20 protein-coding genes and 1 pseudogene are annotated in these 22,863 nt (G+C 44.7%); 12 read left to right on the top strand and 9 right to left on the bottom strand.

What is annotated here, in order from left to right:
* Positions 1-42: 42 nt before the first annotated feature.
* A complete protein-coding gene (locus AB5443_RS24565) occupies positions 43-999 on the bottom strand; it encodes a phosphate acyltransferase (protein WP_022139442.1) in 957 nt (318 codons plus the stop codon).
* Positions 1,000-1,179: 180 nt separating this feature from the next.
* Between AB5443_RS24565 and AB5443_RS24560 the strand changes: the two genes are divergently transcribed.
* The 3 genes from AB5443_RS24560 (at position 1,180) to AB5443_RS24550 (ending at position 3,578) form a co-directional block, all read left to right on the top strand.
* Positions 1,180-2,088, top strand: a complete 909-nt coding sequence (locus AB5443_RS24560) for an LD-carboxypeptidase (RefSeq protein WP_368114419.1) — start codon at positions 1,180-1,182, stop codon at positions 2,086-2,088.
* A 70-nt stretch (positions 2,089-2,158) separates the two neighbouring features.
* A complete protein-coding gene (locus tag AB5443_RS24555) occupies positions 2,159-3,142 on the top strand; it encodes a M28 family peptidase (protein WP_073343767.1) in 984 nt (327 codons plus the stop codon).
* A 10-nt stretch (positions 3,143-3,152) separates the two neighbouring features.
* Positions 3,153-3,578 (top strand): SufE family protein, encoded by a 426-nt coding sequence (locus AB5443_RS24550; RefSeq protein ID WP_004316653.1) that lies wholly within the window; start codon positions 3,153-3,155, stop codon positions 3,576-3,578.
* Positions 3,579-3,592: 14 nt separating this feature from the next.
* On the opposite strand, the gene AB5443_RS24545 is transcribed toward AB5443_RS24550, so the two are convergent.
* The 5 genes and pseudogenes from AB5443_RS24545 to AB5443_RS24525 form a co-directional block, all read right to left on the bottom strand.
* Entirely contained in the window at positions 3,593-4,372 is a 780-nt protein-coding gene (locus AB5443_RS24545) for a CPBP family intramembrane glutamic endopeptidase (RefSeq protein WP_022139439.1), read from the bottom strand.
* Between the two features lie 151 nt (positions 4,373-4,523).
* Positions 4,524-5,510, bottom strand: coding sequence for a bifunctional riboflavin kinase/FAD synthetase (locus AB5443_RS24540; protein ID WP_368114420.1), 987 nt, complete (start codon positions 5,508-5,510; stop codon positions 4,524-4,526).
* A gap of 10 nt (positions 5,511-5,520) precedes the next feature.
* The gene (locus AB5443_RS24535) at positions 5,521-6,141 is read right to left on the bottom strand and encodes an HAD family hydrolase (RefSeq protein WP_368114421.1); all 621 of its coding nucleotides are present in this window, start codon (positions 6,139-6,141) and stop codon (positions 5,521-5,523) included.
* The gene (locus AB5443_RS24530) at positions 6,131-8,836 is read right to left on the bottom strand and encodes a calcium-translocating P-type ATPase, PMCA-type (RefSeq protein ID WP_368114422.1); all 2,706 of its coding nucleotides are present in this window, start codon (positions 8,834-8,836) and stop codon (positions 6,131-6,133) included. The genes AB5443_RS24535 and AB5443_RS24530 overlap by 11 nt, the downstream gene beginning before the upstream one ends.
* 90 nt (positions 8,837-8,926) lie before the next feature.
* Positions 8,927-10,101 (bottom strand): annotated as a pseudogene (locus tag AB5443_RS24525) (sensor histidine kinase).
* A 224-nt stretch (positions 10,102-10,325) separates the two neighbouring features.
* On the opposite strand from AB5443_RS24525, the gene rd reads away from it, so the two are divergent.
* Both rd and AB5443_RS24515 read left to right on the top strand, forming a co-directional pair.
* A complete protein-coding gene (gene rd / locus AB5443_RS24520) occupies positions 10,326-10,490 on the top strand; it encodes a rubredoxin (RefSeq protein WP_004306971.1) in 165 nt (54 codons plus the stop codon).
* A gap of 135 nt (positions 10,491-10,625) precedes the next feature.
* Entirely contained in the window at positions 10,626-11,327 is a 702-nt protein-coding gene (locus tag AB5443_RS24515; protein WP_368114423.1) for a hypothetical protein, read from the top strand.
* 90 nt (positions 11,328-11,417) lie between these two features.
* Here AB5443_RS24515 and AB5443_RS24510 read toward each other — a convergent pair whose 3' ends face one another.
* Positions 11,418-13,115, bottom strand: a complete 1,698-nt coding sequence (locus AB5443_RS24510) for a Na/Pi cotransporter family protein (RefSeq protein WP_022139432.1) — start codon at positions 13,113-13,115, stop codon at positions 11,418-11,420.
* A gap of 82 nt (positions 13,116-13,197) precedes the next feature.
* Between AB5443_RS24510 and AB5443_RS24505 the strand changes: the two genes are divergently transcribed.
* Together AB5443_RS24505 and AB5443_RS24500 are read left to right on the top strand one after the other, a co-directional pair.
* Positions 13,198-14,871 (top strand): nucleoside kinase, encoded by a 1,674-nt coding sequence (locus AB5443_RS24505; protein WP_368114424.1) that lies wholly within the window; start codon positions 13,198-13,200, stop codon positions 14,869-14,871.
* A gap of 240 nt (positions 14,872-15,111) precedes the next feature.
* Positions 15,112-15,519 (top strand): hypothetical protein, encoded by a 408-nt coding sequence (locus AB5443_RS24500; RefSeq protein ID WP_022139430.1) that lies wholly within the window; start codon positions 15,112-15,114, stop codon positions 15,517-15,519.
* A 165-nt stretch (positions 15,520-15,684) separates the two neighbouring features.
* Here the strand turns inward: AB5443_RS24500 and AB5443_RS24495 are convergent, their stop codons facing one another.
* Complete coding sequence (locus AB5443_RS24495) at positions 15,685-16,992, bottom strand: acetylxylan esterase (protein ID WP_368114425.1); 1,308 nt, start codon at positions 16,990-16,992, stop codon at positions 15,685-15,687.
* 8 nt (positions 16,993-17,000) lie between these two features.
* Positions 17,001-18,374, bottom strand: coding sequence for an aminopeptidase P family protein (locus tag AB5443_RS24490; RefSeq protein ID WP_022139428.1), 1,374 nt, complete (start codon positions 18,372-18,374; stop codon positions 17,001-17,003).
* Between the two features lie 138 nt (positions 18,375-18,512).
* Here AB5443_RS24490 and rpoN point away from each other — a divergent pair, with 138 nt between their 5' ends.
* The 5 genes from rpoN to ispG form a co-directional block, all read left to right on the top strand.
* The gene (rpoN, locus tag AB5443_RS24485; RefSeq protein WP_277135245.1) at positions 18,513-19,997 is read left to right on the top strand and encodes an RNA polymerase factor sigma-54; all 1,485 of its coding nucleotides are present in this window, start codon (positions 18,513-18,515) and stop codon (positions 19,995-19,997) included.
* A gap of 85 nt (positions 19,998-20,082) precedes the next feature.
* Positions 20,083-20,754 carry a phosphatase PAP2 family protein gene (locus tag AB5443_RS24480; protein WP_022139426.1) on the top strand — a complete coding sequence of 224 codons (672 nt, stop codon included), beginning with the start codon at positions 20,083-20,085 and terminating at the stop codon, positions 20,752-20,754.
* Between the two features lie 29 nt (positions 20,755-20,783).
* Positions 20,784-21,164 carry a glycine cleavage system protein GcvH gene (gene gcvH / locus AB5443_RS24475; protein WP_022139425.1) on the top strand — a complete coding sequence of 127 codons (381 nt, stop codon included), beginning with the start codon at positions 20,784-20,786 and terminating at the stop codon, positions 21,162-21,164.
* Positions 21,165-21,264: 100 nt separating this feature from the next.
* Complete coding sequence (gene purE, locus AB5443_RS24470) at positions 21,265-21,774, top strand: 5-(carboxyamino)imidazole ribonucleotide mutase (RefSeq protein WP_004296231.1); 510 nt, start codon at positions 21,265-21,267, stop codon at positions 21,772-21,774.
* On the top strand, positions 21,774-22,863 hold a 1,090-nt coding region (ispG, locus tag AB5443_RS24465; protein WP_368119648.1), incomplete at its 3' end, for a (E)-4-hydroxy-3-methylbut-2-enyl-diphosphate synthase. The genes purE and ispG, both read left to right, overlap by 1 nt.

Below are 22,863 nucleotides of genomic sequence, written 5' to 3'. Positions count from 1 at the left end.
GTCTAATGTTTTAAGTATGGATTATGAACTGTGAATTGCGAATTATGAATTGTTACCTTGATTAAGCACTTGCTTTCTGCACTCGCAATCTCCTGACACTTGCAGGCATGCCATGGCTATACTGTAATATTTGGATAATCCCGAATCACTGCGGGACGGAAGGACTACGGGGCACACAGGGCCTTGCAGCAATCCTGCCATTTCTGCATTGGCAAACAAGGAAACAGATTTATAAAAAGCATTTCCAGATTCTATATTAGGGAATATAAGCACATCTGCCTGGCCGTTGATAGGAGATACAATACCTTTTATATCCCCGCTTGCCTGCTCGCAAGCCGTACGTACATCCAGCGGGCCGTCGATAATGACGTTTCCGAACTCTCCGGCTTCAGCCAATTCAACAATATTCACATAATCCAATGAATGAGGGAACTTCGCGCTTACTTTTTCCGTACAGTGAATCAACGCCACGCGTGGCTGTTCAATGCCGAAGTGCCGGCAGGTACAAATGGCATACCATATCATTTCTATACGTTGTTGCAAGGTAGGACGTGGGATTACCGCAGCATCTGAGAAGAAAAGCAGCTTATGATAAGTCGGAATTTCCATCACTGCCAGGTGCGTGAGGATTTTCCCTTTCGGGAGCAGTCCTTTTTCTTTGTCGAGTATAGCGTGTAGCAGGTTGTCCGTATTGATGATTCCTTTCATTAAAATATCCGCTCCGCCCTCACGAACGATACGTACGGCTTCGCGCGCTGCTTCGTCCGAATCTTCTATATGGATGGTTTTCACATATTCCGGATATTGTTTGAGCGTAGGGTATTTTTCAAGGATAGCCGAGTCTCCAATCATCAGAAACTCCGCAATCCCCTCTTCCAAAGCACGCGTAATCGCATACTCGGTATTAGGATCATTGGCACAAACCACGGCAATCCGTTTTCTGTGGTTTAGTTTCTTGAGGTGTTCTGTGAGTTGGGCAAAATTTAGAATAGGTTCCATAACGTTAGATTTTTAGCAAATATCAGAAAAATGATTGAAAAAATAAGGATTATAACCCGAAAAAATACATCTGTTGTGTAACATTTTGCTATATTTCATTTGTTTTGCCCGCTAGATGCGCATGGAATCGTTTTTTCATGTATTTTTGCATACATAAGTCAACAAAATAGAGTATAGAATATGGATATTCAATTTCCCCCTTTTTTGCGGCCGGGTGATAAAGTAGTCATTGTGTCGCCTTCCAGTAAGATAGACAAAGAGTTTCTGAAAGGTGCCCGGAAACGGATCGAGTCATGGGGGCTGAACGTTGCTATCGGAAAGCATGCCGGCGGTTCTTCCGGAAGATATGCCGGAACAATCAAACAACGTCTCAAAGACTTGCAGGACGCGATGGATGATCCGACGGTGAAAGCTATTCTTTGCAGCCGTGGGGGATATGGAGCGGTGCATCTGGTAGATAAGATCGATTTTACCGCTTTTCATGAACACCCGAAGTGGTTGCTTGGATTCAGTGACATCACGGCATTGCACAATCTGTTTCAGAAAAACGGATATGCATCCCTGCATTCACTGATGGCGCGCCATCTCACGGTAGAGCCGGAGGATGATCCGTGTACTGTCTATTTAAAAGATATCCTGTTCGGAAATCTGCCTGTTTATGCTTGTGAGAAGCATAAATTGAATAAGCAGGGGAGCACACAAGGCATTTTGCATGGCGGAAACATGGCAGTAGCCTACGGTTTGCGTGGAACTCCTTACGATATTCCGGCGGAGGGGACAGTGCTGTTTATAGAAGATGTCAGCGAGCGCCCTCATGCCATTGAACGGATGATGTATAATCTGAAACTGGGCGGTGTGCTCGAAAAACTGTCCGGGCTTATTATCGGGCAATTTACCGAATATGAAGAAGACCGTTCCTTGGGAAAGGAATTGTATGCAGCCCTGGCGGATTTGGTGAAAGAGTATGATTACCCCGTTTGTTTTAATTTCCCGGTAGGGCATGTCACTCATAATTTGCCGCTTGTCAATGGGGCAAAAGTGGAGTTCACGGTTGGAAAGAATAATGTAGAATTAAAGTTTATTTGTTAATAATCTATTCCATCTGAACAATGCTGTGATGAAAATGACTAATTTTGAGGCTTTAATAGAAAAGAGGACGATGAAAAAGAAACCTATGATAGTATTGACAAGTGCCTTTTTGTTATTATCGGCATTCTCTTGCGGAGGCGGCAACAAGGCAAATAGTACAAATGAACAAAGCGAGAAGGTGGTCGTGAACGTACCACAGTTTGATGCGGACAGCGCTTATCTGTATGTAAAGAATCAGGTGGATTTCGGCCCTCGCGTGCCTAATACGAAGGAACACGTAGCTTGTGGAAATTACCTGGCAAAGCAGTTGAAAGACTTTGGCGCACAAGTGACCGACCAATATGCTGACCTGATAGCTTATGACGGAACTTTGCTGAAAGCAAGAAATATCATCGGTTCTTATAAGCCCGATAGCAAAAAGAGAATTGCCCTCTTTGCACATTGGGATACACGTCCTTGGGCTGACAACGATCCCGATGAAAAGAACCATAAGACTCCTATTTTAGGAGCGAATGACGGAGCGAGCGGAGTAGGAGCCTTATTGGAGATAGCCCGTTTGATAAATCAGCAGCAACCGCAACTCGGTATTGATATCATCTTCCTTGATGCGGAAGATTATGGGGCGCACGATCAGAATAATGAAGCATCATGGTGTCTGGGCGCACAGTATTGGGCACGCAACCCTCATGTGCAGGGATACAATGCCCGCTTTGGCATCCTGCTCGATATGGTGGGCGGCAAAAATACCGTTTTCCTGAAAGAATCATATTCAGAACAATTCGCGCCGGATATCAATAAGAAAGTCTGGAAAGCAGCCAAGAAACTGGGATATGGTAAAATGTTTATTGATGAAGACGGCGGCGGAGTGACAGACGACCATCTGTTTATCAACCGTCTGGCACGCATCAAGACGATTGATATCATCGCTTCTGACCCCGAGGGCGGATTTACTCCTACCTGGCATACGCTGACGGACAACATGGAGCATATTGATAAAAATACATTGAAAGCAGTCGGACAGACTGTATTGGAAGTAATTTATAACGAGAAATAATAAATATATCATGTCAATTAATGAATTGCAAGACGAAGTTATTGCAGAGTTCAGTGACTTCGACGATTGGATGGATCGCTACCAACTACTTATTGACTTAGGAAATGAGCAGGAACCGCTGGAAGAAAAATATAAGACGGAACAGAATCTGATTGAAGGATGCCAAAGCCGGGTATGGCTTCAGGCGGATGATGTAGACGGTAAGATTGTTTTTAAGGCGGAAAGTGACGCGTTGATTGTAAAAGGAATCATAGCCTTGCTGATAAAGGTATTGTCAGGGCACACTCCTGATGAAATATTGAATACGGATCTTTATTTTATTGATAAGATCGGATTGAAAGAGCATCTATCGCCTACACGCAGCAATGGATTGCTGTCGATGGTAAAACAAATACGAATGTATGCATTAGCATTCAAGGCAAAAGAGGGGAAGTGAAAACTTCCCTTTTTTTATTTTGCTTTTGCGGAAGTCAGATAACGCATAGCCAATATACTTCCAATGAGTAACAGAACCGCTCCGGATAAAACAAGCAGGTAGGGAGTGCCGCTTATCAGGTCATCCATGTGCTCTGCATCAGGATATTTGTAACTGATATATACGGATAGGGAATTGTTCAGTATATGCATGAAGATGCCCGGAATCAGACTGCCGGTTTTATAATACGTCCATGCCAGAAGGATACCAATCAGAAATGCCGGGATTATTTGTGCAGGATTAATGTGGATGATACCGAACAGAAGTGCCGAGATGAAAATAGCCTTCGGCGGATCGTACTGTTGCAGCAAGGCTTTGGTGATGGCTCCGCGAAACAATAGTTCTTCCAGTACAGGGCCTATAATAACTATCGTAAGAATACCGCCCCAACCGGATTGAAGGATATCGAAAGATTGCTCCATGATATTAGGAATCCAGTCCAGCAGCCCCATCAGTGCGGATAACAGGAATCCGCAGGTGAGGATAGCCAGTGCACTGCCAAGCAGATAAGGAACCGATACAGGCGACCATGTTGACTTTTGGGTACTGATATAACCGGCTTTCCACAGATAAATCCCCATCATAATCTGACCGGTCAATAGTGTCGGAAGCAGCATTATCTGCGTTAAGATGGCTCTGTCCATATTCCCGGTAGTGACCAATAAATAGATGGTACAGGGTATCATAACCAGAATAGGGGCAACGACTTGTGTCATAAGAAGATTGAGCAGTACTAATTTGATGGCTGTCTTCATAAGGCTTTATACTCTTTATTTAGTTGTAAAGAAACTGCAGATGAACATAGCTAACATGGATATAGCTATTACCACGATGGAGATGCTCATAAATGTCTTTTGCATACGAATCTGTTTTTAAGTTGTTATTATTATATCGAACTTATGTATATTATTCATCTTGCTCTTTCTGTTGAGTGCAACCTGTCTCTTTGGCAAGAAGAATGGCTTCTGTCTCTTCAGCGTCTTTATGAAGTTGTATAATCAGTTCGTCGATACTGGAATATTTCAGTTCGGGACGAGTCCGTTTTACAAAAGTGAGCCGGATAAACTTGTCATATATGTTGGAGTGGAAGTGAAGGATATTCACTTCAATCGTGCGGTTAGGCCCATTGCCAATCGTTGGGCGGACGCCTATATTCAACATTCCCATATAAGTTTTCCCGTCGAATGTCACCCATACGGCATAAACACCATCCGCAGGAATGAGTTTGTCGGGATCGTCAACATTTAAGTTTGCGGTCGGGAATCCGATTTTCCTACCTACCTGATAGCCGCCTACAACAGTTCCGTCCAGAAAATATTCATATCCCAGACAGCGGGCTGCCAAGTCTACATCTCCTTTGTGGAGTAGTTTGCGGATGAGGGAAGAACTGACAGTTACACTCTGTCCGTCTTTCATTTCTACAGGACTGGTATATGCTTTTGCCTGAATAACCTCTATGCCGATTTCTTTTCCATAGCGTACATAATCTTCAAACCCTTCACTGCGGTTGTGCCCGAAACGATGGTCGTAACCAATCACCAGGCATTCCACCTGAAAGCGCTCTTTTAGTACTTGAGCCATAAACTCACGTGCCGTCAGTCGGGAAATTTCCGGTGTGAAATCAAGCATCAGGCAGTAATCTACTCCGATGCCGGCCAACAGATTTATTTTTTCTTCCGGTGTAGTCAGAAGTTCCGGGCGATAATCGGCGTTCATCACTTTGCGGGGATGAACAGGGAAAGTAACCAATGCAGAACGTAAACCTTTGGCTGTCGCTATCTCTTTCACTTGCCGAATCAGATAGCGGTGTCCTGCATGAACTCCATCAAAGAAACCGATGGTAGCTACACAGGGTTCCGGAGTAAGGGGCGATATATCACGTATAATCTGCATTTCTACGAATTTATTTTTTGAAAAGATGACTCCAGTCTTCGCCGGCTTTTGCCGTATAGGTGGAAATGCCCAGTTCTTGAGCGGCCTTACAGTTGATTTCAGAGTCGTCGATGAAGAGTGTTTCTTGCGGTTCGATGCCTGCATCTTCGATGACAGCCTTAAAAATATCCGCTTCCGGTTTTACCATATGCATCTCATAAGAGAGATAGGCTTTTTCGAAATAATCCTCTACTCTGAAGGTGCGATAGGGAAACAGGTTGTGGCAGGCATATTTCCAATGGATTTCGTTGGTGTTGCTAAGCAGGTAGACAACATATTTAGTGCGCAATTTCAACAGTAAATCAAGTTTGTAGTCAGGTATGTCTACCAGGAAACTATTCCAGGCCGCGTCTATTTGTTTGTCACTTACTACTTTGCCCATCATGTCCCGAATCTCATTCCGGAATTCGGCGGAAGTAATCAGCCCTTTTTCCTGTTGCATAAATACTCCATGCAGTTGTTGGATATTCAATCGCTCTTCTACGTCTGTGAACCCTAATTTCTTAAAGTTCTCCATACAACGTTGGCGGTCGAGATTGATAAGCACACCGCCCAAATCAATAAGAAGGTTTTTAATTCCTTTACTTTTCATTTCTACTCTTTTTGTGAATAATACGCTGAACAAGGCGGACAAGTTCTCCAACCCATAACACCGTGGACGAAACGCCTATAATTAGAAGCCAAGTCTGCCAGTCGAGTGGTGTCGTACGGAATACAGCCCCACCGAACTGTACAATCAGGAATTGTCCGACCAGGATGGCCAGTACAATGAGCTCCATACCATACGATTTGGAAAGCCCTTTGAATGCCGAGTCGGTAGTGCCGAATACGCGGGCGTTAAAGAGATTCCAGAATTGTAACATGACAAAGAAGGTGAAGAAAATAGTGAGGTTACGTATATCCATACCTTGCGGGCTATGGTCGAAATAATAAATCATCCCGAGCAGCACGATAAGGAAAATAGACCCTACACCTATTATATTAGACCGCATCGCTTTACTGATAATAAAATCGGTACTGCGACGGGGTTTCTCAAGCATCACAGTTTCGCTGGGCGGAATGGAAGCTAAAGCCAAAGCGGCAAAGGTATCCATAATCAGGTTTACCCATAGCATCTGTGTTACGGTCAGCGGAAGTTCCGTACCGATAACCGACCCCAGCAGAACGATAAGCAGCGCTACGAAATTAATCGTCAACTGGAAAACAATGAAACGCTGGATATTCTTATAAAGTGAACGTCCCCACATGACAGCGGTTCCGATACTGTTGAACGAATCATCGAGCAATGTAATGTCACTGGCTTCTTTGGCAACGGAAGTTCCCGTTCCCATTGACAACCCGACTTGGGCATGGTTCAGGGCAGGCGCGTCATTCGTACCGTCTCCGGTTACGGCTACTACCGCCCCTTTCTGTTGGAGTAATTGTACCAGGCGTTGTTTATCCGTCGGGCGGGCACGTGACATGATCTTAAGATCCATCACCCGGTCTAATGCTTCTTCGTCACTCAATTCGGCGAATGCCACTCCGGTGATACGATTCCGCTCTGTATCCGTCTCCGGATTCCAAAGACCTATCTGACGGGCAATCTCCGTAGCAGTTCCCGGTGTGTCACCGGTCACGATCTTGATACCGATACCCGCCGACTGGCATTTGGCTACGGCAGCAGGCACATCCGGACGAATCGGGTCGGATATGGCTACGACGCCTAAGAAGTTCAAATCATTGGCTGATACTAATTCCGTACAGTCATCCGGTTCATTTTCTCCGACAATTTTGAAAGCAAATCCAAGTGTGCGCATTGCCATATTCTGGTAATTCAGCAATTGCGCTTCTACTGTCGAACGGTATTCCACGGCATCCACTCTTCTTCCGTCCAGTACAACTTCCTTACACTTACCAAGAACGATTTCCGGCGCTCCTTTGATATAGAGTATTTTCTTTCCGATTAATGGCGATTTTACAAGAGTAGCCATGAACTTCCGTTCGGTCGAGAACGTGAGTTGGTCAAGGATATGTGCATTTTCGCGAAGTTCGAGATAATTCCTTCCCTGGCTGTTCAACCATAACAGTAAAGCTACCTCAGTAGGATTTCCCACTCCTTTCGGTTTTTCTCCGGTAGCTGATTCTTCCAGGAAAGCGGTTGAATTGGCACTGATACCTTCTGCGATAAGTGCGCTGATATCGTCATCGGACAGGTTACTGCCGTTCTTGATACCATAAAAGTTAGGTTCATGCACCTGCATCAGATTCTGTGTCAGCGTACCTGTTTTATCCGTACAAATCACAGTGATAGCGCCCATCGTCTCGCAAGCGTGCATCTTTCGTACGAGGTTGTTAGTAGAAAGCATACGGCGCATATTCAACGCCAGGCTGAGGGTGACGCTCATAGGTAATCCTTCGGGCACGGCCACTACAATCAGAGTAACCGCCATCATAAAGTATTTGAGTGTCCGCTCGAAAACCGGAAGCCATTCATGCCATCCGTTCAATGCGCCGAAATCAAAGTAGAGCAATACATCTTTCACGAAGAAAATAAGGAAGGCAAGGCCGGCAACGGTAAAGCCGATTTTTCCGATCAGGTTGGCAAGTTTCGTCAACTGTATATTCAGTGGTGTCGGTTCAAGATTATCTTCCGTACTTTGGCGGGCTACTTTTCCGATTTCGGTAGCATCTCCTACATGTAGTACACGCATCGTTCCATGCCCGTCGACTACCGTAGTGCCGCGCATCACCAGATTTGAAGCATACGTCGCCTCTTCATCGAAATCTGCTTCCACAGTCGTCTTATTGATAACGGGTTCTCCAGTCAGATTGGATTCGTTCACCTGCAAGGAGATGGCTTCCAGCAGTTCTCCGTCCGCCGGTATTTCTTCTCCCGTTTCCAGGATAACGATATCACCAACCACTATATCTTTACGGGGAACTTCCTGCACACGTCCGTTACGGATTACTTTTACCAATGTCTCTTCGTTGACTGCATTCAGCAAATCGAATTTCTTACTGGCGTCATATTCGAAAAAGAAACCGATACCGGTAGCCAACAGGATGGCGGCTATAATTCCGATTGTCTCGGCATACTCATTCTCAATGATGGAGATTATTAACGAAAATGCGGCTGCCACTAATAGTACGCGTACAACCGGGTCTTCAAATTTTTCGAGATAAAGCTTCCATAGGGAAGGACGCTTGGGGGGTGTTAACAGGTTGATACCATTTTTTTCCCTGCTTTGAAGGACTTCGTTATCGGTAAGTCCTATATGATAAAAGTCATCTTTATTTGTACTCATGCAGATACATGCGTTTAGTTTGGACTGCAAAAGTACAACATAATATTGTGATAAAATGTTTAATTAAAACTTTTTATGAAGTCGGATTTATTACTGCGGCTTGCCACATGTCCGGTAGGGGATGGTGAACCAGAATGTAGAGCCTTCACCCTCTACGGAGTCCGCTCCGATTTGACCGTCCAGTCTGTTCACGATGGTTTGGGAAATGGAAAGCCCCAGTCCCGCTCCTTTCTTGTCTTTGTTCAGCTTCACAAACCGCCCGAATACGTCCGGCAATTTTTCGGCAGGAATCCCTGCTCCGGTGTCCTTTACATAAAAATAAATTTCAGTATCCCGGGCTTCATATCCGATACGGATCGTACCTTCATGCGTGAATTTAATCGCGTTGGTCGTAAAGTTGGAGAGCACTTGGGCGACGCGGTTGCGGTCGGTCGATATGAGACAGGAAAAACGCGATGGTTCTGCTATGATTTTAATCATTCCGCCGGCATCATTCACCCGCATCTGGAAAAGTTGCTGTAAGTCCGAAAGCAACAAGTTGATATCAACCGTTGTATATACAAACTCCAAGGTGCCCGCTTCAATCTTTGACATATCGAGAATATCATTGACCAGTTGCATCAGGAGGTCGGCATTCATCTTTATGATTTCCTGATATTGTTTTTTTCCTCTTCTGTGTTGGCGCTGCCCATTATTTCCGCAAATCCGGTAATGGCATTGAGGGGTGTACGTATCTCATGGCTCATATTAGCCAGAAACGCAGATTTGGATATATCGGCTTTCTCCGCTTTTTCCTTGGCGCGTGTCAGCTCCTCTTCCGCTTTTTTCAGACGGGTGACATCATGGACGGTAAGTACCATATTCTCTTTCTCATCCAGAAGAAAGTATGAACCGGATATGCTCGCGTTGCATTCGACGGCATCATTATCGGAAGTAACCACGTTCAGCGTCGCTTCGAGGTCGGTGAAATTCCTTCTTTGCTCGAAAGCCTGGCGTATGGCGGTACGTACCGGACAGGAACCGCAAAAGCTATGTGTTCCGCAACCCCCTTCGGCAGCCAATGCGTTGCGGCATTGCAGCAGGTCGCCCACTCTTTTTTCTTCCGCTCCTTTCTTTGTTCCGGTTTTCTGGTAGTAATTGGTTTTCAGAACTTTGAAATCATTATCTATTAACAGGATAAAAGCATGCACGTTTTTCAGGACAGAACCGGCGATATGATTAGTGCGTTCCAACTTTCTGGATTCCCGGAATAATCGTTGTTGCATCCGGAGACATTTTCTGCGCTCCCATAAGAAACTAAGCAGCAGGATGGCGCATAAGACTATTAATGTTGATAATAATGCTATAAGCATACTTGTATAATTGTTGTTTTAGCTTGATGAATATGACTACAAAGATAGTTTTTTCTTTCCGTATAAAAAAAGTGTTGAACAAATATCGTACTATTTGCGTTATATAATTTAGAAAACCAATTAAAAATACGAACGTTATGAAGAAGTACATTTGCACGGTCTGTGAATATATTTACGACCCCGAACAAGGAGATCCGGAAAGCGGAATTGAACCAGGAACTGCGTTTGAAGATATTCCAGATGATTGGACTTGTCCACTATGTGGAGTCGGTAAAGAAGATTTCGAACCGTACGAAGGATAAAGCAGAGAGGGAGAGAATTTATTAAGTGAAAATGGTTGGATACATTGGATGTATTCAGCCATTTTTGTTTTTTTGTGATAAGAAATGCTTATGATGCCTGAATTTGTAATACCTTTGATTCAAAATTATAGCATTATGTATTACAACAAGACAACCACTACTAATCGAATCTCACAGTTATTCCTTTTTATATCTGTATTATTCATATCCGGCTTTTTAATTACGGGCTGCCATGACGATGATGATGTTCCTGAACAAGAACCAACTATCCCGGATTATACTATCATAGTCAAGGATATACAGAATATCCCCGAGGGCTTTGTTTTTGACAGGGTAGAGGTGAAGGTTACGGGCGTTGACTGGAGTGTGATTGAAACGCTTACGTTCCCTTATGAGAATGGGCAGATTATTATGGATTTACCCACTGTCTTTTCTTCAGAAGTGCTGCAAAAAGTAGACCGCAGAGGAGGGGATATGAGTGGATACTGGACGGGAACTTCAAATGACGGCGATGCGCTTGTTGCCACACTGGGAGATTTCTTTGTATTTAACGGGGATAAGAAAGTAGGCCGGATTGCAATATCCAACTGGACAGGCAGGGGTTCTTCTGCCGGAAAAGCCACATTAGTGAGTTATCAGTTTGCCGACCGTCCTTTTTCGTTGACAGGCAGTGATAAATCTTATAATTACAGCGATTGCTCTTTCGTCAGAGGATGGAATATGTTTGCCAATATCAATCCGGCATCAGAAAACGGTACGGAAAAAGTTCTTCGAACCACTGTCGTGCCGGAATCTACTCTATTTTGGCGTCTTGCGGAATCGTATGTTTATAATTGATTGCTCTTAAAAGATATATAAAAAAGGAGAATCGACCTGATGCATTCGCACAGTCGATTCTCCTTTTTTATTATTTGTTTCCTTTACTTATTAAGAAGCCTTCTTCTCTTTCACATCACTGCTTGCTTCCACCACATTTACCACATAATCACCTAGTTTCTCACATTCGGCGATAATATCCATGTAATAAACTCCCATCTGATAATCATATTCCTTGTTGTTCACATCCAGGATATTCTGATTCTTCAGTTGGTTGCGGTAGTTATTGATTTCGTTCTCGATATTGAAAGACTTGTTGATGTCAATACTCTGATGTTCCGGTTTCTCCACTACCACAATCATCTGCGCGAGGGCATCGCTTGTCAACTTCATCATGAAGTGGATATGCTCGTATTGCTTTTCGGTGAAGTCCTGGTTTGTCTGACGCTTCCGGTTGACGGTACGTGCCAGATTATAACAACTGTCTCCGATACTTTCAATCTCCGTCACTTCACGCAGCATGGCGCGTATCTGCAACTTACTTTCGGAACTCAAACGGCCTTCGGATACTTGGTTCAGGTAGTTGGCTATTTCCAACTCCATATTGTCGCTGATATTCTCGTATTTCTCTATCCGGCTGAACAGTTTGTTGAAGTCATCATCCTTCTCCGTATGCAGCAAGTCCTGCACCATACCGAACATACGATGGGTACGTTCAGCGAAAAGATGAATCTCCTTGCGTGCCTGAAGAATGGAAAGCTCCGCCGTAGACAGCATACCGCCGGTGATAAACCGCAGTCTCGGTTCTTCGTCCTCTTCCTTCGGGTGGATTAAAGCACATACGGTACGTTCAATCAGTTTCACGGCCCATATCAGGATACATACGTTACAGATATTGAAGATAGAGTGGAAAGCGGACAGTTTGTATGAGATGGCAACTTCGGGGTTGCTGCTTTGGAAGAAAGTGTCTACTACCCAGTTTACAAACTGCATGAAAGGGTGGAAGATAATCAATACCCAGATAACACCGAACACATTAAAAACAAAATGCGCCAATGCTGCCCGTTTAGCCTGTGTGTTGGCTGTTAATGCGGCAAGATTGGCGGTGATTGTAGTTCCGATATTTTCTCCCAGTACGAGGGCTGCTCCCAGTTCCAGACTAATCCATCCGTTGGCACACATAATCAGTGTAATTGCCATTGTGGCGGCTGATGCCTGTACAATCATGGTTAGTATCGTACCGATGAACAGGAACAGGAGAATGGAGAAGAATCCCATATCCGTGTAGTTCTGTACGAAGGCGAGCATTTCCGGGTTGGCATTCAAGTCGGGCGCATTTGCTTTCAGGTAAGAAAGCCCCATAAAGAGGAAAGAAAAACCGAAAATGAATTCACCGACGGACTTGCGGTTGCTTTTGCCCGAGAAGATAAGCGGAAGGGCGATGGCCAGGAGAGGAAGGGCAAAGGCGGCCATGTCAACCTTAAATCCGAAAATTGAGATAATCCAGGCAGTGACCGTAGTACCGATGTTGGCACCCATAATGACACTGATAGATTCGGCAAGAGTAAGCAACCCGGCATTAACGAAACTCACGACCATTACCGTCGTTGCTGAAGAAGATTGGATAAGGGCTGTGATTAACACACCTGTTAAAACCCCCGTTACCCTGTTGGTGGTCATTGCCGTCAAGATACTTCGTAGTCTGTCACCCGCGACCTTTTGTAAGCCCTCGCTCATTATCTTCATTCCATACAGGAAGAGGCCTAATGAACCTATGAGCTTTAAAAAATCATAAAAAGAATATTCCATCTATAATATTTTTAATGGTTATTTGTTCTCAGTCTGATTATAAGTATATTAGTCCCAAATTATTCACCTTTTAACGAACTCGATGAAACAGATGTTACAAATATGTTGCAAAAATAACAATATTTCCAAAGAATTCCCTATCGGAAGCTCACTTTTGGATATTTATTACGGTTTTAATCTTAATTTTCCTTATCAGGTGGTTAGCGCTAAAGTCAATAACCGCTCTGAGGGACTTAATTTTAGGGTATATAACAATAAGGATATAGAGTTTTTGGACGTAAGGGATCAGTCCGGTATGCGTACCTATGTACGTTCGCTCTGTTTTGTCTTGTTCAAGGCTGTCACAGAATTATTCCCCGAAGGAAAATTATTCGTAGAACATCCCGTCTCCAAAGGATATTTCTGTAATTTGCGTATCGGACGCCCCATCGAACTGGAAGATGTGAAACGCATCAAGCAGCGTATGCAGGAGATTATTGCCGAAAATATTCCTTATCACCGCATCGAGTGTCATACGGCAGAAGCTGTACGTGTATTCAGTGAACGGGGGATGAATGACAAAGTACGGCTGCTCGAAACTTCCGGCTCCCTCTATACCTATTATTATACGTTGGGCGATACGGTCGATTATTATTATGGTAATCTGCTGCCTAGTACCGGATATATTAAGTTGTTCGACATCGTGAAATATTACGATGGACTGCTTCTTCGGATTCCGAGCCGCGAGAATCCCGAAGTATTGGAAGATGTTGTGAAGCAGGAGAAGATGTTGGACGTCTTCAAGGAATATCTGAACTGGAGTTACATTATGGGACTCAACAACGCCGGAGACTTTAACCTGGCTTGTGAAGAAGGGCACGCCACAGATTTGATTAATGTAGCCGAAGCCTTGCAGGAGAAGAAGATAGCCCAGATAGCCGATACCATCTTCCACCGTGGAGAAAACGGCAACCGTGTGAAACTTGTCTTGATTGCCGGGCCCTCATCCTCGGGGAAAACTACTTTCAGCAAACGTCTCTCTATCCAGTTGATGACAAACGGCTTGAAACCCTATCCCATTTCTCTGGACAACTATTTCGTAGACCGTGAAGACACCCCTCTGGATGAAAACGGAAACTACGATTATGAGTCACTTTACGCTCTCGACCTGGATTTGTTCAACCGGCAATTGCAAGCCTTGCTTCGTGGCGAAGAAGTGGAGCTTCCACGTTTTAACTTCTCTCTTGGCAAAAAAGAGTATAAAGGTGACAAACTGAAAATAGAAGATAACACGATTCTAATTCTGGAAGGTATTCATGCCTTGAATCCGGAACTGACTCCCCATATTCCGGCTGAACGCAAGTTTAAGATTTACGTATCTGCACTGACTACCATTTCCCTGGACGACCACAACTGGATTCCGACCACTGATAACCGTTTGTTGCGCCGTATTATCCGTGACTTCAATTATCGTGGATATTCCGCCCGCGAAACCATTTCACGCTGGCCTAGTGTACGTGCCGGTGAAGACAAGTGGATATTCCCTTACCAAGAGAATGCCGATGTCATGTTCAATTCGGCATTGCTTTTTGAATTTGCCGTTCTTCGTCTGCATGCCGAACCTATTTTGATGGGAGTTCCGCGCAATTGTCCCGAATATTGTGAAGCCTACCGGTTGCTGAAATTCATTAAATATTTTGTTCCGGTACAGGATAAGGAAATTCCGCCGACTTCCCTGCTTCGCGAGTTTTTGGGTGGAAGTAGCTTTAAATATTAAGTAAAACTATAACCAAATTAAGTAGAACTATAATAAGAATATATTTGTCCTTGTGTTTTCTGCAATGAGAACACAAGGATTTTTTTTGTACTGTAAAAACACAAAAGAAATACAAAATAGATGATAATTAGATTCTATTTTCGAAAAAGAGCGGCTGAACGTTCTATTAAACTTTAAAACATTGAACTTTTGCTTGTCTATTCTGTTATGAATTTACATGCAACAATAAAGAGAGAGAATATGATTTTTTACAATAATCTTTTAGCAAAATGGTTCTTAGGAAAAGGGAAGAATAAGAGTCATTATTTTATGTTTAGTGGTTTTTTCTTTACCCGATATAAGTATTTGGAAATTTGGGAAGATATGGAACTACGGATTCATGCAAGGCAGTTTTGGGAGTGTTTCCTTTTGACACTGTTGCCTGCCTTAGTCTTGTCATTAGTGTATTCATGGTGGTGGATGATACTGCCTTTCATGACTTACCATGTGTTTTACTGGTTGGAAAAGTCATTCCGTCCTCATTCTGTTTTCGATTGGGAAGCGATAGAAAATTGTGGCGACTCACTTTATATCAGGAAAAGAAAATCGTATGCGTGGATGAAGTGGTACGGAAAGAAAACGTTGCCTTTGTCCGATTGGGACGATTAAAAACTGGTAAAACGATTGGAATTAAAGGTTGTCGAGACTCCTTAGGATTTTTCTTAGGCACGGATTATACGGATAACACGGTTTTTAATGAATTGGAACCGTGAAATCCGTGTAATCCGTGCCTAAGAATATTATTATGGCTGGCTGATTTTTATTTTTAAGACTTTATTTCAAATGCTTCTTTATCCAAAGCAAATGCCCGTATTCAGTATCACTTGAAGTCCAATGCTCGTTAATCGGAGTAATCAATGCCTCTTTCGGACAGTTCAATGCATTATATACAATATAACTGGTTGTCGGCGGACATACGTCATCGTTGAATCCCCATGTCATGTAAGTGTCCGCTTTGATTAGTTTTGCGAAGTTCACTACATCGTAATAAGCCATTGTCTTTATCTTTTCAGGCGTATCCATGCCTGTTGCTCTTCTGAAAAAGTGCGGATAACCGCCGGCACGTCCGGCCTTGTATCCCGCCATGTCACTTAATGCAGGATGGTTGGCAACGCAAGCGGTGACACGCTGGTCAAGTCCGGCAGTGATTAACGCTAATGCACCGCCCTGGCTGCCACCTTGGACAATCACATTCTTGCCGTCCCATTCAGGCAGGGAAGTCAGCAAGTCAATGCTGCGGACGCAAGCCAGATATACCCGTTTCATATAATAATTGTCAGGGTTGTCCAGGCCGTTGGTTAAATAACCGTTCCCCCTGCCATTGAACGCGTTGCTGATTTCTTTAAATTCCTGTTCACTCATTTCCGGATTAAGCCCGTGTATCTCTATTTCAAAGCGGATGCAGCCTTGTTCCGCATAATATTTATGGCGCATCGGGTCTTTAATCGTTTTGATGCCCGCTCCCGGAGGACACAATACCACAGGAAATTTTCCTTCTTTCTTGGGATAGAATAAATAACCATAGACGCATTGACCGCCTTTATTCAGTTGCAACTTCACGAGATAACAATTTATTTTATCCGTAGAATACTTTTCTACATGCTCTTTGGTGTAAGTCAGCGGAAACTCTTTTTGCTCTGCTTTGGCCTTTTCCCAAAAATCGTTGAAATCAGCAGGCATGGTCGTATAGGGCTTCAGCTTTTCCGGTGAGAAACCTACTTTTACATGATGCGAATATGTTTTTCCGTCTACTGTTGCTTTCAGGCGGCAATCGCGGAATCCGGGTTCTTTCATTGTACCGATGGGTATTACGGCTCTGCCGTTTTTAAGCGTAACACTTCCCTTTGTATCGGCCGGCATCAAATCCCCGCCTGTTTCATAGTTGACAACTACGTTATCTCCGGGGATACCATATTTATAGAATTGTACTTCCACGGTCGCTTTTTCTCCTGTCTTATAAATCCAGTCGGCATGGTTGGGAACGGTAACCCAAAGTACATCGCTTCTATAAGGATAGTTTTCGGCTACGGCAGATAGCAAGGTTACCAACAACAGACATACGGATAAGAATAGTTTCTTCATGGTGCTGTTCATCTTAGGGCTTCCACTTCTTCCGGAGTCAAAGGTATTTTCTTACCCAGTCTGCGAGCTCCGGTTTCAGTAATCAGATAATCTTCTTCATTGCGGATGCCGCCGAAATCCTTGTAAGTCTCCACCACATCGTAATTGATGAAATCGGTAAACTTCTTTTCCGCTTTCCACATATCAATCAGTTCGGGAATAAAGTAAATTCCCGGTTCTACGGTATGCACAAATCCCGGTTCCAATGGAATGGCAAGACGCTGTGACTTGCGACCGAACTGCGTACTCTTCGGCTGACCGTTATATCCTACCCATATCTCTCCCAGGTTCTCCATATCATGCACGTCCAGTCCCATCATATGACCTAATCCATGCGGATAGAACAGGGCGTGAGCGCCTTCACGAACCGCACTCTCCGCATCTCCTTTCATCAACCCAAGCGCCTTCATTCCCTCTACCATCACACGGGCGGACAATTCATAAACTTCCATATAAGGAATCCCCGGACGGAGAGCTTTCACCGATTCCAGATGCATCGCATTCTGAATTTCATAAACTTCACGCTGCCGGGTAGTAAATTTCTTATCGGCAGGAACCGTAGACGACATATCGCCTGCATAACCCGATTCGACTTCCGCACCGGCATCAATCAGGAACAAGTCACCCGGTTTCACTTTATTTCCATGATAATGGTTGTGCAATGTCTGTCCGTTGATTGTTGCAATTGTGGCAAAAGAGAGCTGGCAGTTGTTAGCTTCCGCTACCCGGTTCATTTCCGCTACTACTTCATATTCATACATCCCCGGGCGAAGCACCTTCATGGCAGTGATATGCATATCGGCAGTCACGTCGCAAGCCTTTTCTATCTCTACGATTTCTTCTGCCGATTTATAATTACGTTGAGCAATGACAGCGCGAATAAAAGGAACAGACCCCTCCTGACGCGCAGGCGGAACACCCAGCCAATCCATCAACTTCAATTTATGTTCGGGACGGTAAGGCGGCAGATAATGAACAGCTTTTCCTTTCTGCACGCACTTGTGAAGATAACTTACAATTTCAGCGGACGGCATTAAATCAGCCACGCCTACACGTTCGCACTTGTCACGCAACGTCGGCTGAGAACCCATCCACACGATAGCGTCAATCGAAAGCTCGTCGCCGAAAATAATTTCCTTGTCTTCGTCAATATCTATGATTGCCGAAAGTCCGGCGCATGAAAGCCCGAAGTAATAAAGAAATGTTGAATCCTGCCGATAACGGAACGTGTTATCCTCGTAATTCAGTCCGCACTCGTCATTTCCAAGAAATAACAATACTCCAGAGCCTATATTCTTTTTCAGCAGGGCTCTCCGCTGCATATACGTTTCTTTGGCAAACATATGGTTCTATTTTTTAAGTTCGTGCAACAAAGATAACGAATTTTGTGTTATAGGATTAAAAATAATCCCCTTAATCTGTGTAATCTCTCGTTAAAAAGTTACTTTTGTAGCGAGAAACGATAGAAAGCAAAAACGAATATGGCACAAGGTTCCCGTCAAATACAATCTCAGGCGCAACAGCAGATACAGACGCTATCGCCCCAGCAGATTCTCGTCGTGAAATTGTTGGAGCTTCCCGCAGTAGAGCTGGAAGACCGTATTCATGCCGAACTGCTTGAAAATCCGGCTCTTGAAGAAGGCAAAGAAGATAATGCCGCCGATGAATATTCCGATGCCGACAGTACGGAAGACGGCATGGAGAATGATGCCAATGACTATGATTCTTTAGGTGACTATCTCACCGAAGACGATATTCCCGACTATAAACTGCAAGAGAACAACCGCTCGAAAGACGAGCAGGCGGAAGATATACCCTTCTCCGACACCACTTCCTTTTATGAAATACTGAAAGAGCAACTCCGTGAACGGAATTTGACAGAACACCAATGCGACCTGGTAGAATACCTGATCGGCTCACTGGATGACGACGGCTTGCTCCGTAAATCTCTGGAAAGCATCTGTGACGAACTGGCCATTTATGCCGGTATAGAATCCACAGAGGAAGAACTCGAAGAAGCATTGTGCATCTTGCAGGACTTTGACCCGGCAGGTATCGGCGCCCGGAGTCTTCAGGAATGTCTGTTGATACAGATTGACCGGAAGAAGGAGACGGAAAGAACTCCCAATCCCATACTCGACCTCGAAGAGCGCATCGTCCGTGACTGCTACGAAGAGTTCACCCGCAAGCATTGGGAGAAAATCATCAAGAAACTGGATATTGACGAAGAAACATTCAATGAAGCCATCTGCGAAATCACCAGACTGAATCCCCGTCCGGGTGCTTCTTTGGGCGAAACCATCGGCAGAAATCTTCAGCAGATAATTCCCGACTTTATCGTAGAAACCTATGATGACGGAACGATCAATATAAGTCTCAATAACCGCAACGTCCCCGAACTCCGCATGAGCCGTGACTTTACGGAAATGGTGGAAGAACATACCAGGAATAAAGCCAACCAGTCCAAAGAATCCAAGGAAGCGATGATGTTCCTGAAGCAGAAAATGGACGCGGCACAAGGATTCATCGACGCTGTCAAGCAACGTCAGAATACACTGATGACCACCATGCAGGCAATCATCGACCTGCAACGGCCGTTTTTCATCGACGGAGACGAGTCCCTGTTGAAGCCGATGATTCTGAAAGACGTAGCCGAACGTACCGGACTGGATATATCAACCATCTCCCGTGTCAGCAACAGCAAATATGTGCAGACGAATTACGGCATCTATCCGCTTAAATTCTTTTTCAGTGACGGATATACCACGGAAGACGGAGAAGAAATGTCCGTCCGTGAAATCCGTAAGATTCTGAAAGAATGTATCGACGGCGAGGACAAGAAGAAGCCGCTGACCGATGATGAACTGGCAGAAATCCTGAAAGAAAAAGGATACCCCATTGCCCGCCGGACAGTAGCCAAATACCGCCAGCAACTGAATATACCGGTGGCGCGGCTTAGGAAATAGCGGCTTAGGAAATAAGAATGGACAATTGATATTATAAGGAACGAGAGTTATAATTTGCAATTAATAATCAGTAATTAAAAAAGAAGTGGACAGAGAAAGAGAGCATATCATAGCGGATAAGTCAATGTTGCAGGTGGCGAGGGTCACTTCGATATTGTTTACCCCATTTTCTATTCCGTTTTTGTCGTTTCTGGTGTTATTCCTGTTTTCTTATCTGCGCATCATGCCGATGGTGTATAAGTTGATTGTATTGGGAATCGTTTACTGCTTCACCATACTGACACCTACCATCACCATTTTCCTGTTTCGCAAGATAAATGGTTTTGACCGCCAGGAATTGAGCGAACGTAAGAAACGCTATATACCTATCCTGCTGACTATCATCTCCTATGTATTCTGCCTGTTGATGATGCGCAAACTGAATATACCCTGGTATATGACGGGCATTATCCTCGCTTCCCTGGTGGTATCTGTCATTTGCATTGCAGTCAACTTGAAATGGAAACTGAGCGAACATATGGCCGGAATGGGTGGAGTGATAGGAGGACTGGTTTCTTTCAGTGCCCTGTTCGGTTATAATCCGGTAGGCTGGTTATGCCTGTTTATCCTGATAGCCGGCATACTCGGTTCAGCCCGTATCATCTTGGGACATCATACGTTGGGTGAGGTGCTTTCCGGCTTTGCTGTCGGTCTGGTATGCGCCCTTCTGGTGCTTCATCCGATGAGCAATTTCTTATTTCGAATATTTTTGTTTTAAAACAGTATAAATCCTAAAAACTAATTATTATGGACTTTCCACAGAATTTGAAGTACACGAACGAACACGAATGGATTCGCGTTGAAGGAGACATTGCTTATGTTGGTATCACAGACTACGCTCAAGAGCAGCTAGGGGATATTGTATTCGTAGATATACCTACTGTCGGTGAAGCGCTGGAAGCCGGCGAAGTTTTCGGAACCATCGAAGTAGTAAAAACCATTTCCGACCTTTTCCTGCCGGTAGCGGGTGAAGTAATGGAACAAAACGAAACGCTGGAAGAAAATCCGGAGCTGGTGAACAAGGATCCTTATGGCGAAGGCTGGTTGATTAAAATGAAACCGGCAAACCTGAAAGACGTAGAAGACTTGCTGGATGCCGAAGGGTATAAAGAAGTGATTAACGGATGAGTGATTAGTGATTAGTAGCTACGCTGTGGCTGCTAATCGCTGAGTAAAATCATGCACGTTATCTAAATATATTAATCGCTAAAAAACTAATCATTAAGAAATGACTCCAATTGTAAGTATCATCATGGGCAGTACGTCCGATCTTCCCGTAATGGAGAAGGCTGCGCAACTGCTGAATGATATGCATGTACCGTTCGAAATGAACGCACTTTCTGCTCACCGCACGCCCGAGGCTGTGGAAGAGTTTGCCAAGAATGCCCGCAACCGTGGCATCAAAGTGATTATCGCTGCTGCCGGAATGGCTGCCGCCCTTCCCGGTGTAATTGCGGCCAACACTACGCTTCCCGTCATCGGAGTACCTGTAAAAGGTTCCGTTCTCGATGGTGTAGACGCACTTTACTCTATCATTCAGATGCCTCCGGGCATTCCCGTAGCCACCGTTGCCATCAACGGTGCGATGAATGCGGCTATCCTGGCTATCCAGATGCTTGCATTGAGTGACGAGAAGTTGGCCGAAGCTTTTGCTGCTTACAAAGAAGGACTGAAAAAGAAAATCGTAAAAGCAAACGAAGAACTGAAAGAAGTGAAGTTTGAATATAAAACGAACTAATGGATCTATTCAATTATTTTCGAAGAGAAACCACAGAAGTGAATATTGGGGCTGTACCGTTGGGCGGCCCCAATTCTATTCGTGTCCAGTCGATGACCAACACGTCTACGCAGGATACCGAGGCTTGTGTGGAACAGGCAAAGCGAATTGTTGACGCGGGTGGCGAATATGTCCGCCTGACAACGCAGGGCATCAGGGAAGCGGAAAACCTGATGAATATCAACATCGGTTTGCGCAGCCGGGGATATATGGTTCCGTTGGTTGCCGATGTGCATTTCAATCCGAAGGTTGCCGATGTAGCTGCTCAATATGCGGAAAAGGTGCGTATCAATCCGGGAAATTACGTAGATGCTGCGCGTACTTTTAAGAAACTGGAATATACAGATGAAGAGTACGCTCAGGAGATACGCAAGATTCACGACCGGTTTGTCCCTTTCCTGAATATCTGTAAGGAGAACCACACGGCTATCCGTATCGGAGTGAACCATGGCTCTTTGTCCGACCGCATCATGTCACGCTATGGTGACACACCTGCGGGAATGGTGGAATCCTGCATGGAATTTCTTCGTATCTGCGTCGAAGAGAACTTCACCGACGTGGTGATTTCTATCAAAGCGTCCAATACAGTCGTCATGGTGAAAACCGTCCGCCTGTTGGTAGACGTGATGGAAAAAGAAGGCATGGCCTTCCCGCTGCACCTCGGAGTGACGGAAGCCGGAGATGGGGAAGACGGACGTATCAAGTCCGCTCTCGGCATCGGTGCGCTGTTGAGCGACGGACTGGGTGATACCATCCGTGTATCTTTAAGTGAAGCGCCCGAAGCGGAAATTCCCGTAGCCCGCAAACTGGTGGATTATATCCTGTTGAGGCAGAACCACCCTTATATCCCGGGACTGGAAGCACCGGACTTCAATTATCTGTCTCCCGAACGCCGCAAGACGAAAGCTGTCCGCAATATCGGTGGCGAACACGTACCTGTGGTGATTGCCGACCGTATGGATGGAAAGACGGAAGTGAATCCCCAATTCACCCCGGACTATATCTATGCCGGACGCGCTTTACCCGAACAACGGGAAGACGGTGTAGAAT

Source organism: Bacteroides sp. RTP21281st1_H5_RTP21281_210402 (genome assembly GCF_040918965.1).
GTDB classification, from domain to species: Bacteria; Bacteroidota; Bacteroidia; order Bacteroidales; family Bacteroidaceae; genus Bacteroides; species Bacteroides congonensis.
This window is presented reverse-complemented; position numbering and strand designations above follow the sequence as displayed.

What these genes read in the sequence shown, in the direction of transcription:
- AB5443_RS24565 (WP_022139442.1), bottom strand. Translation starts at nt 999, where the DNA reads ATGGAACCTATTCTAAATTTTGCCCAACTCACAGAACACCTCAAGAAA.
- AB5443_RS24560 (WP_368114419.1), top strand. Translation starts at nt 1,180, where the DNA reads ATGGATATTCAATTTCCCCCTTTTTTGCGGCCGGGTGATAAAGTAGTC.
- AB5443_RS24555 (WP_073343767.1), top strand. Translation starts at nt 2,159, where the DNA reads ATGAAAAAGAAACCTATGATAGTATTGACAAGTGCCTTTTTGTTATTA.
- AB5443_RS24550 (WP_004316653.1), top strand. Translation starts at nt 3,153, where the DNA reads ATGTCAATTAATGAATTGCAAGACGAAGTTATTGCAGAGTTCAGTGAC.
- AB5443_RS24545 (WP_022139439.1), bottom strand. Translation starts at nt 4,372, where the DNA reads ATGAAGACAGCCATCAAATTAGTACTGCTCAATCTTCTTATGACACAA.
- AB5443_RS24540 (WP_368114420.1), bottom strand. Translation starts at nt 5,510, where the DNA reads ATGCAGATTATACGTGATATATCGCCCCTTACTCCGGAACCCTGTGTA.
- AB5443_RS24535 (WP_368114421.1), bottom strand. Translation starts at nt 6,141, where the DNA reads ATGAAAAGTAAAGGAATTAAAAACCTTCTTATTGATTTGGGCGGTGTG.
- AB5443_RS24530 (WP_368114422.1), bottom strand. Translation starts at nt 8,836, where the DNA reads ATGAGTACAAATAAAGATGACTTTTATCATATAGGACTTACCGATAAC.
- rd (WP_004306971.1), top strand. Translation starts at nt 10,326, where the DNA reads ATGAAGAAGTACATTTGCACGGTCTGTGAATATATTTACGACCCCGAA.
- AB5443_RS24515 (WP_368114423.1), top strand. Translation starts at nt 10,626, where the DNA reads ATGTATTACAACAAGACAACCACTACTAATCGAATCTCACAGTTATTC.
- AB5443_RS24510 (WP_022139432.1), bottom strand. Translation starts at nt 13,115, where the DNA reads ATGGAATATTCTTTTTATGATTTTTTAAAGCTCATAGGTTCATTAGGC.
- AB5443_RS24505 (WP_368114424.1), top strand. Translation starts at nt 13,198, where the DNA reads ATGAAACAGATGTTACAAATATGTTGCAAAAATAACAATATTTCCAAA.
- AB5443_RS24500 (WP_022139430.1), top strand. Translation starts at nt 15,112, where the DNA reads ATGATTTTTTACAATAATCTTTTAGCAAAATGGTTCTTAGGAAAAGGG.
- AB5443_RS24495 (WP_368114425.1), bottom strand. Translation starts at nt 16,992, where the DNA reads ATGAAGAAACTATTCTTATCCGTATGTCTGTTGTTGGTAACCTTGCTA.
- AB5443_RS24490 (WP_022139428.1), bottom strand. Translation starts at nt 18,374, where the DNA reads ATGTTTGCCAAAGAAACGTATATGCAGCGGAGAGCCCTGCTGAAAAAG.
- rpoN (WP_277135245.1), top strand. Translation starts at nt 18,513, where the DNA reads ATGGCACAAGGTTCCCGTCAAATACAATCTCAGGCGCAACAGCAGATA.
- gcvH (WP_022139425.1), top strand. Translation starts at nt 20,784, where the DNA reads ATGGACTTTCCACAGAATTTGAAGTACACGAACGAACACGAATGGATT.
- purE (WP_004296231.1), top strand. Translation starts at nt 21,265, where the DNA reads ATGACTCCAATTGTAAGTATCATCATGGGCAGTACGTCCGATCTTCCC.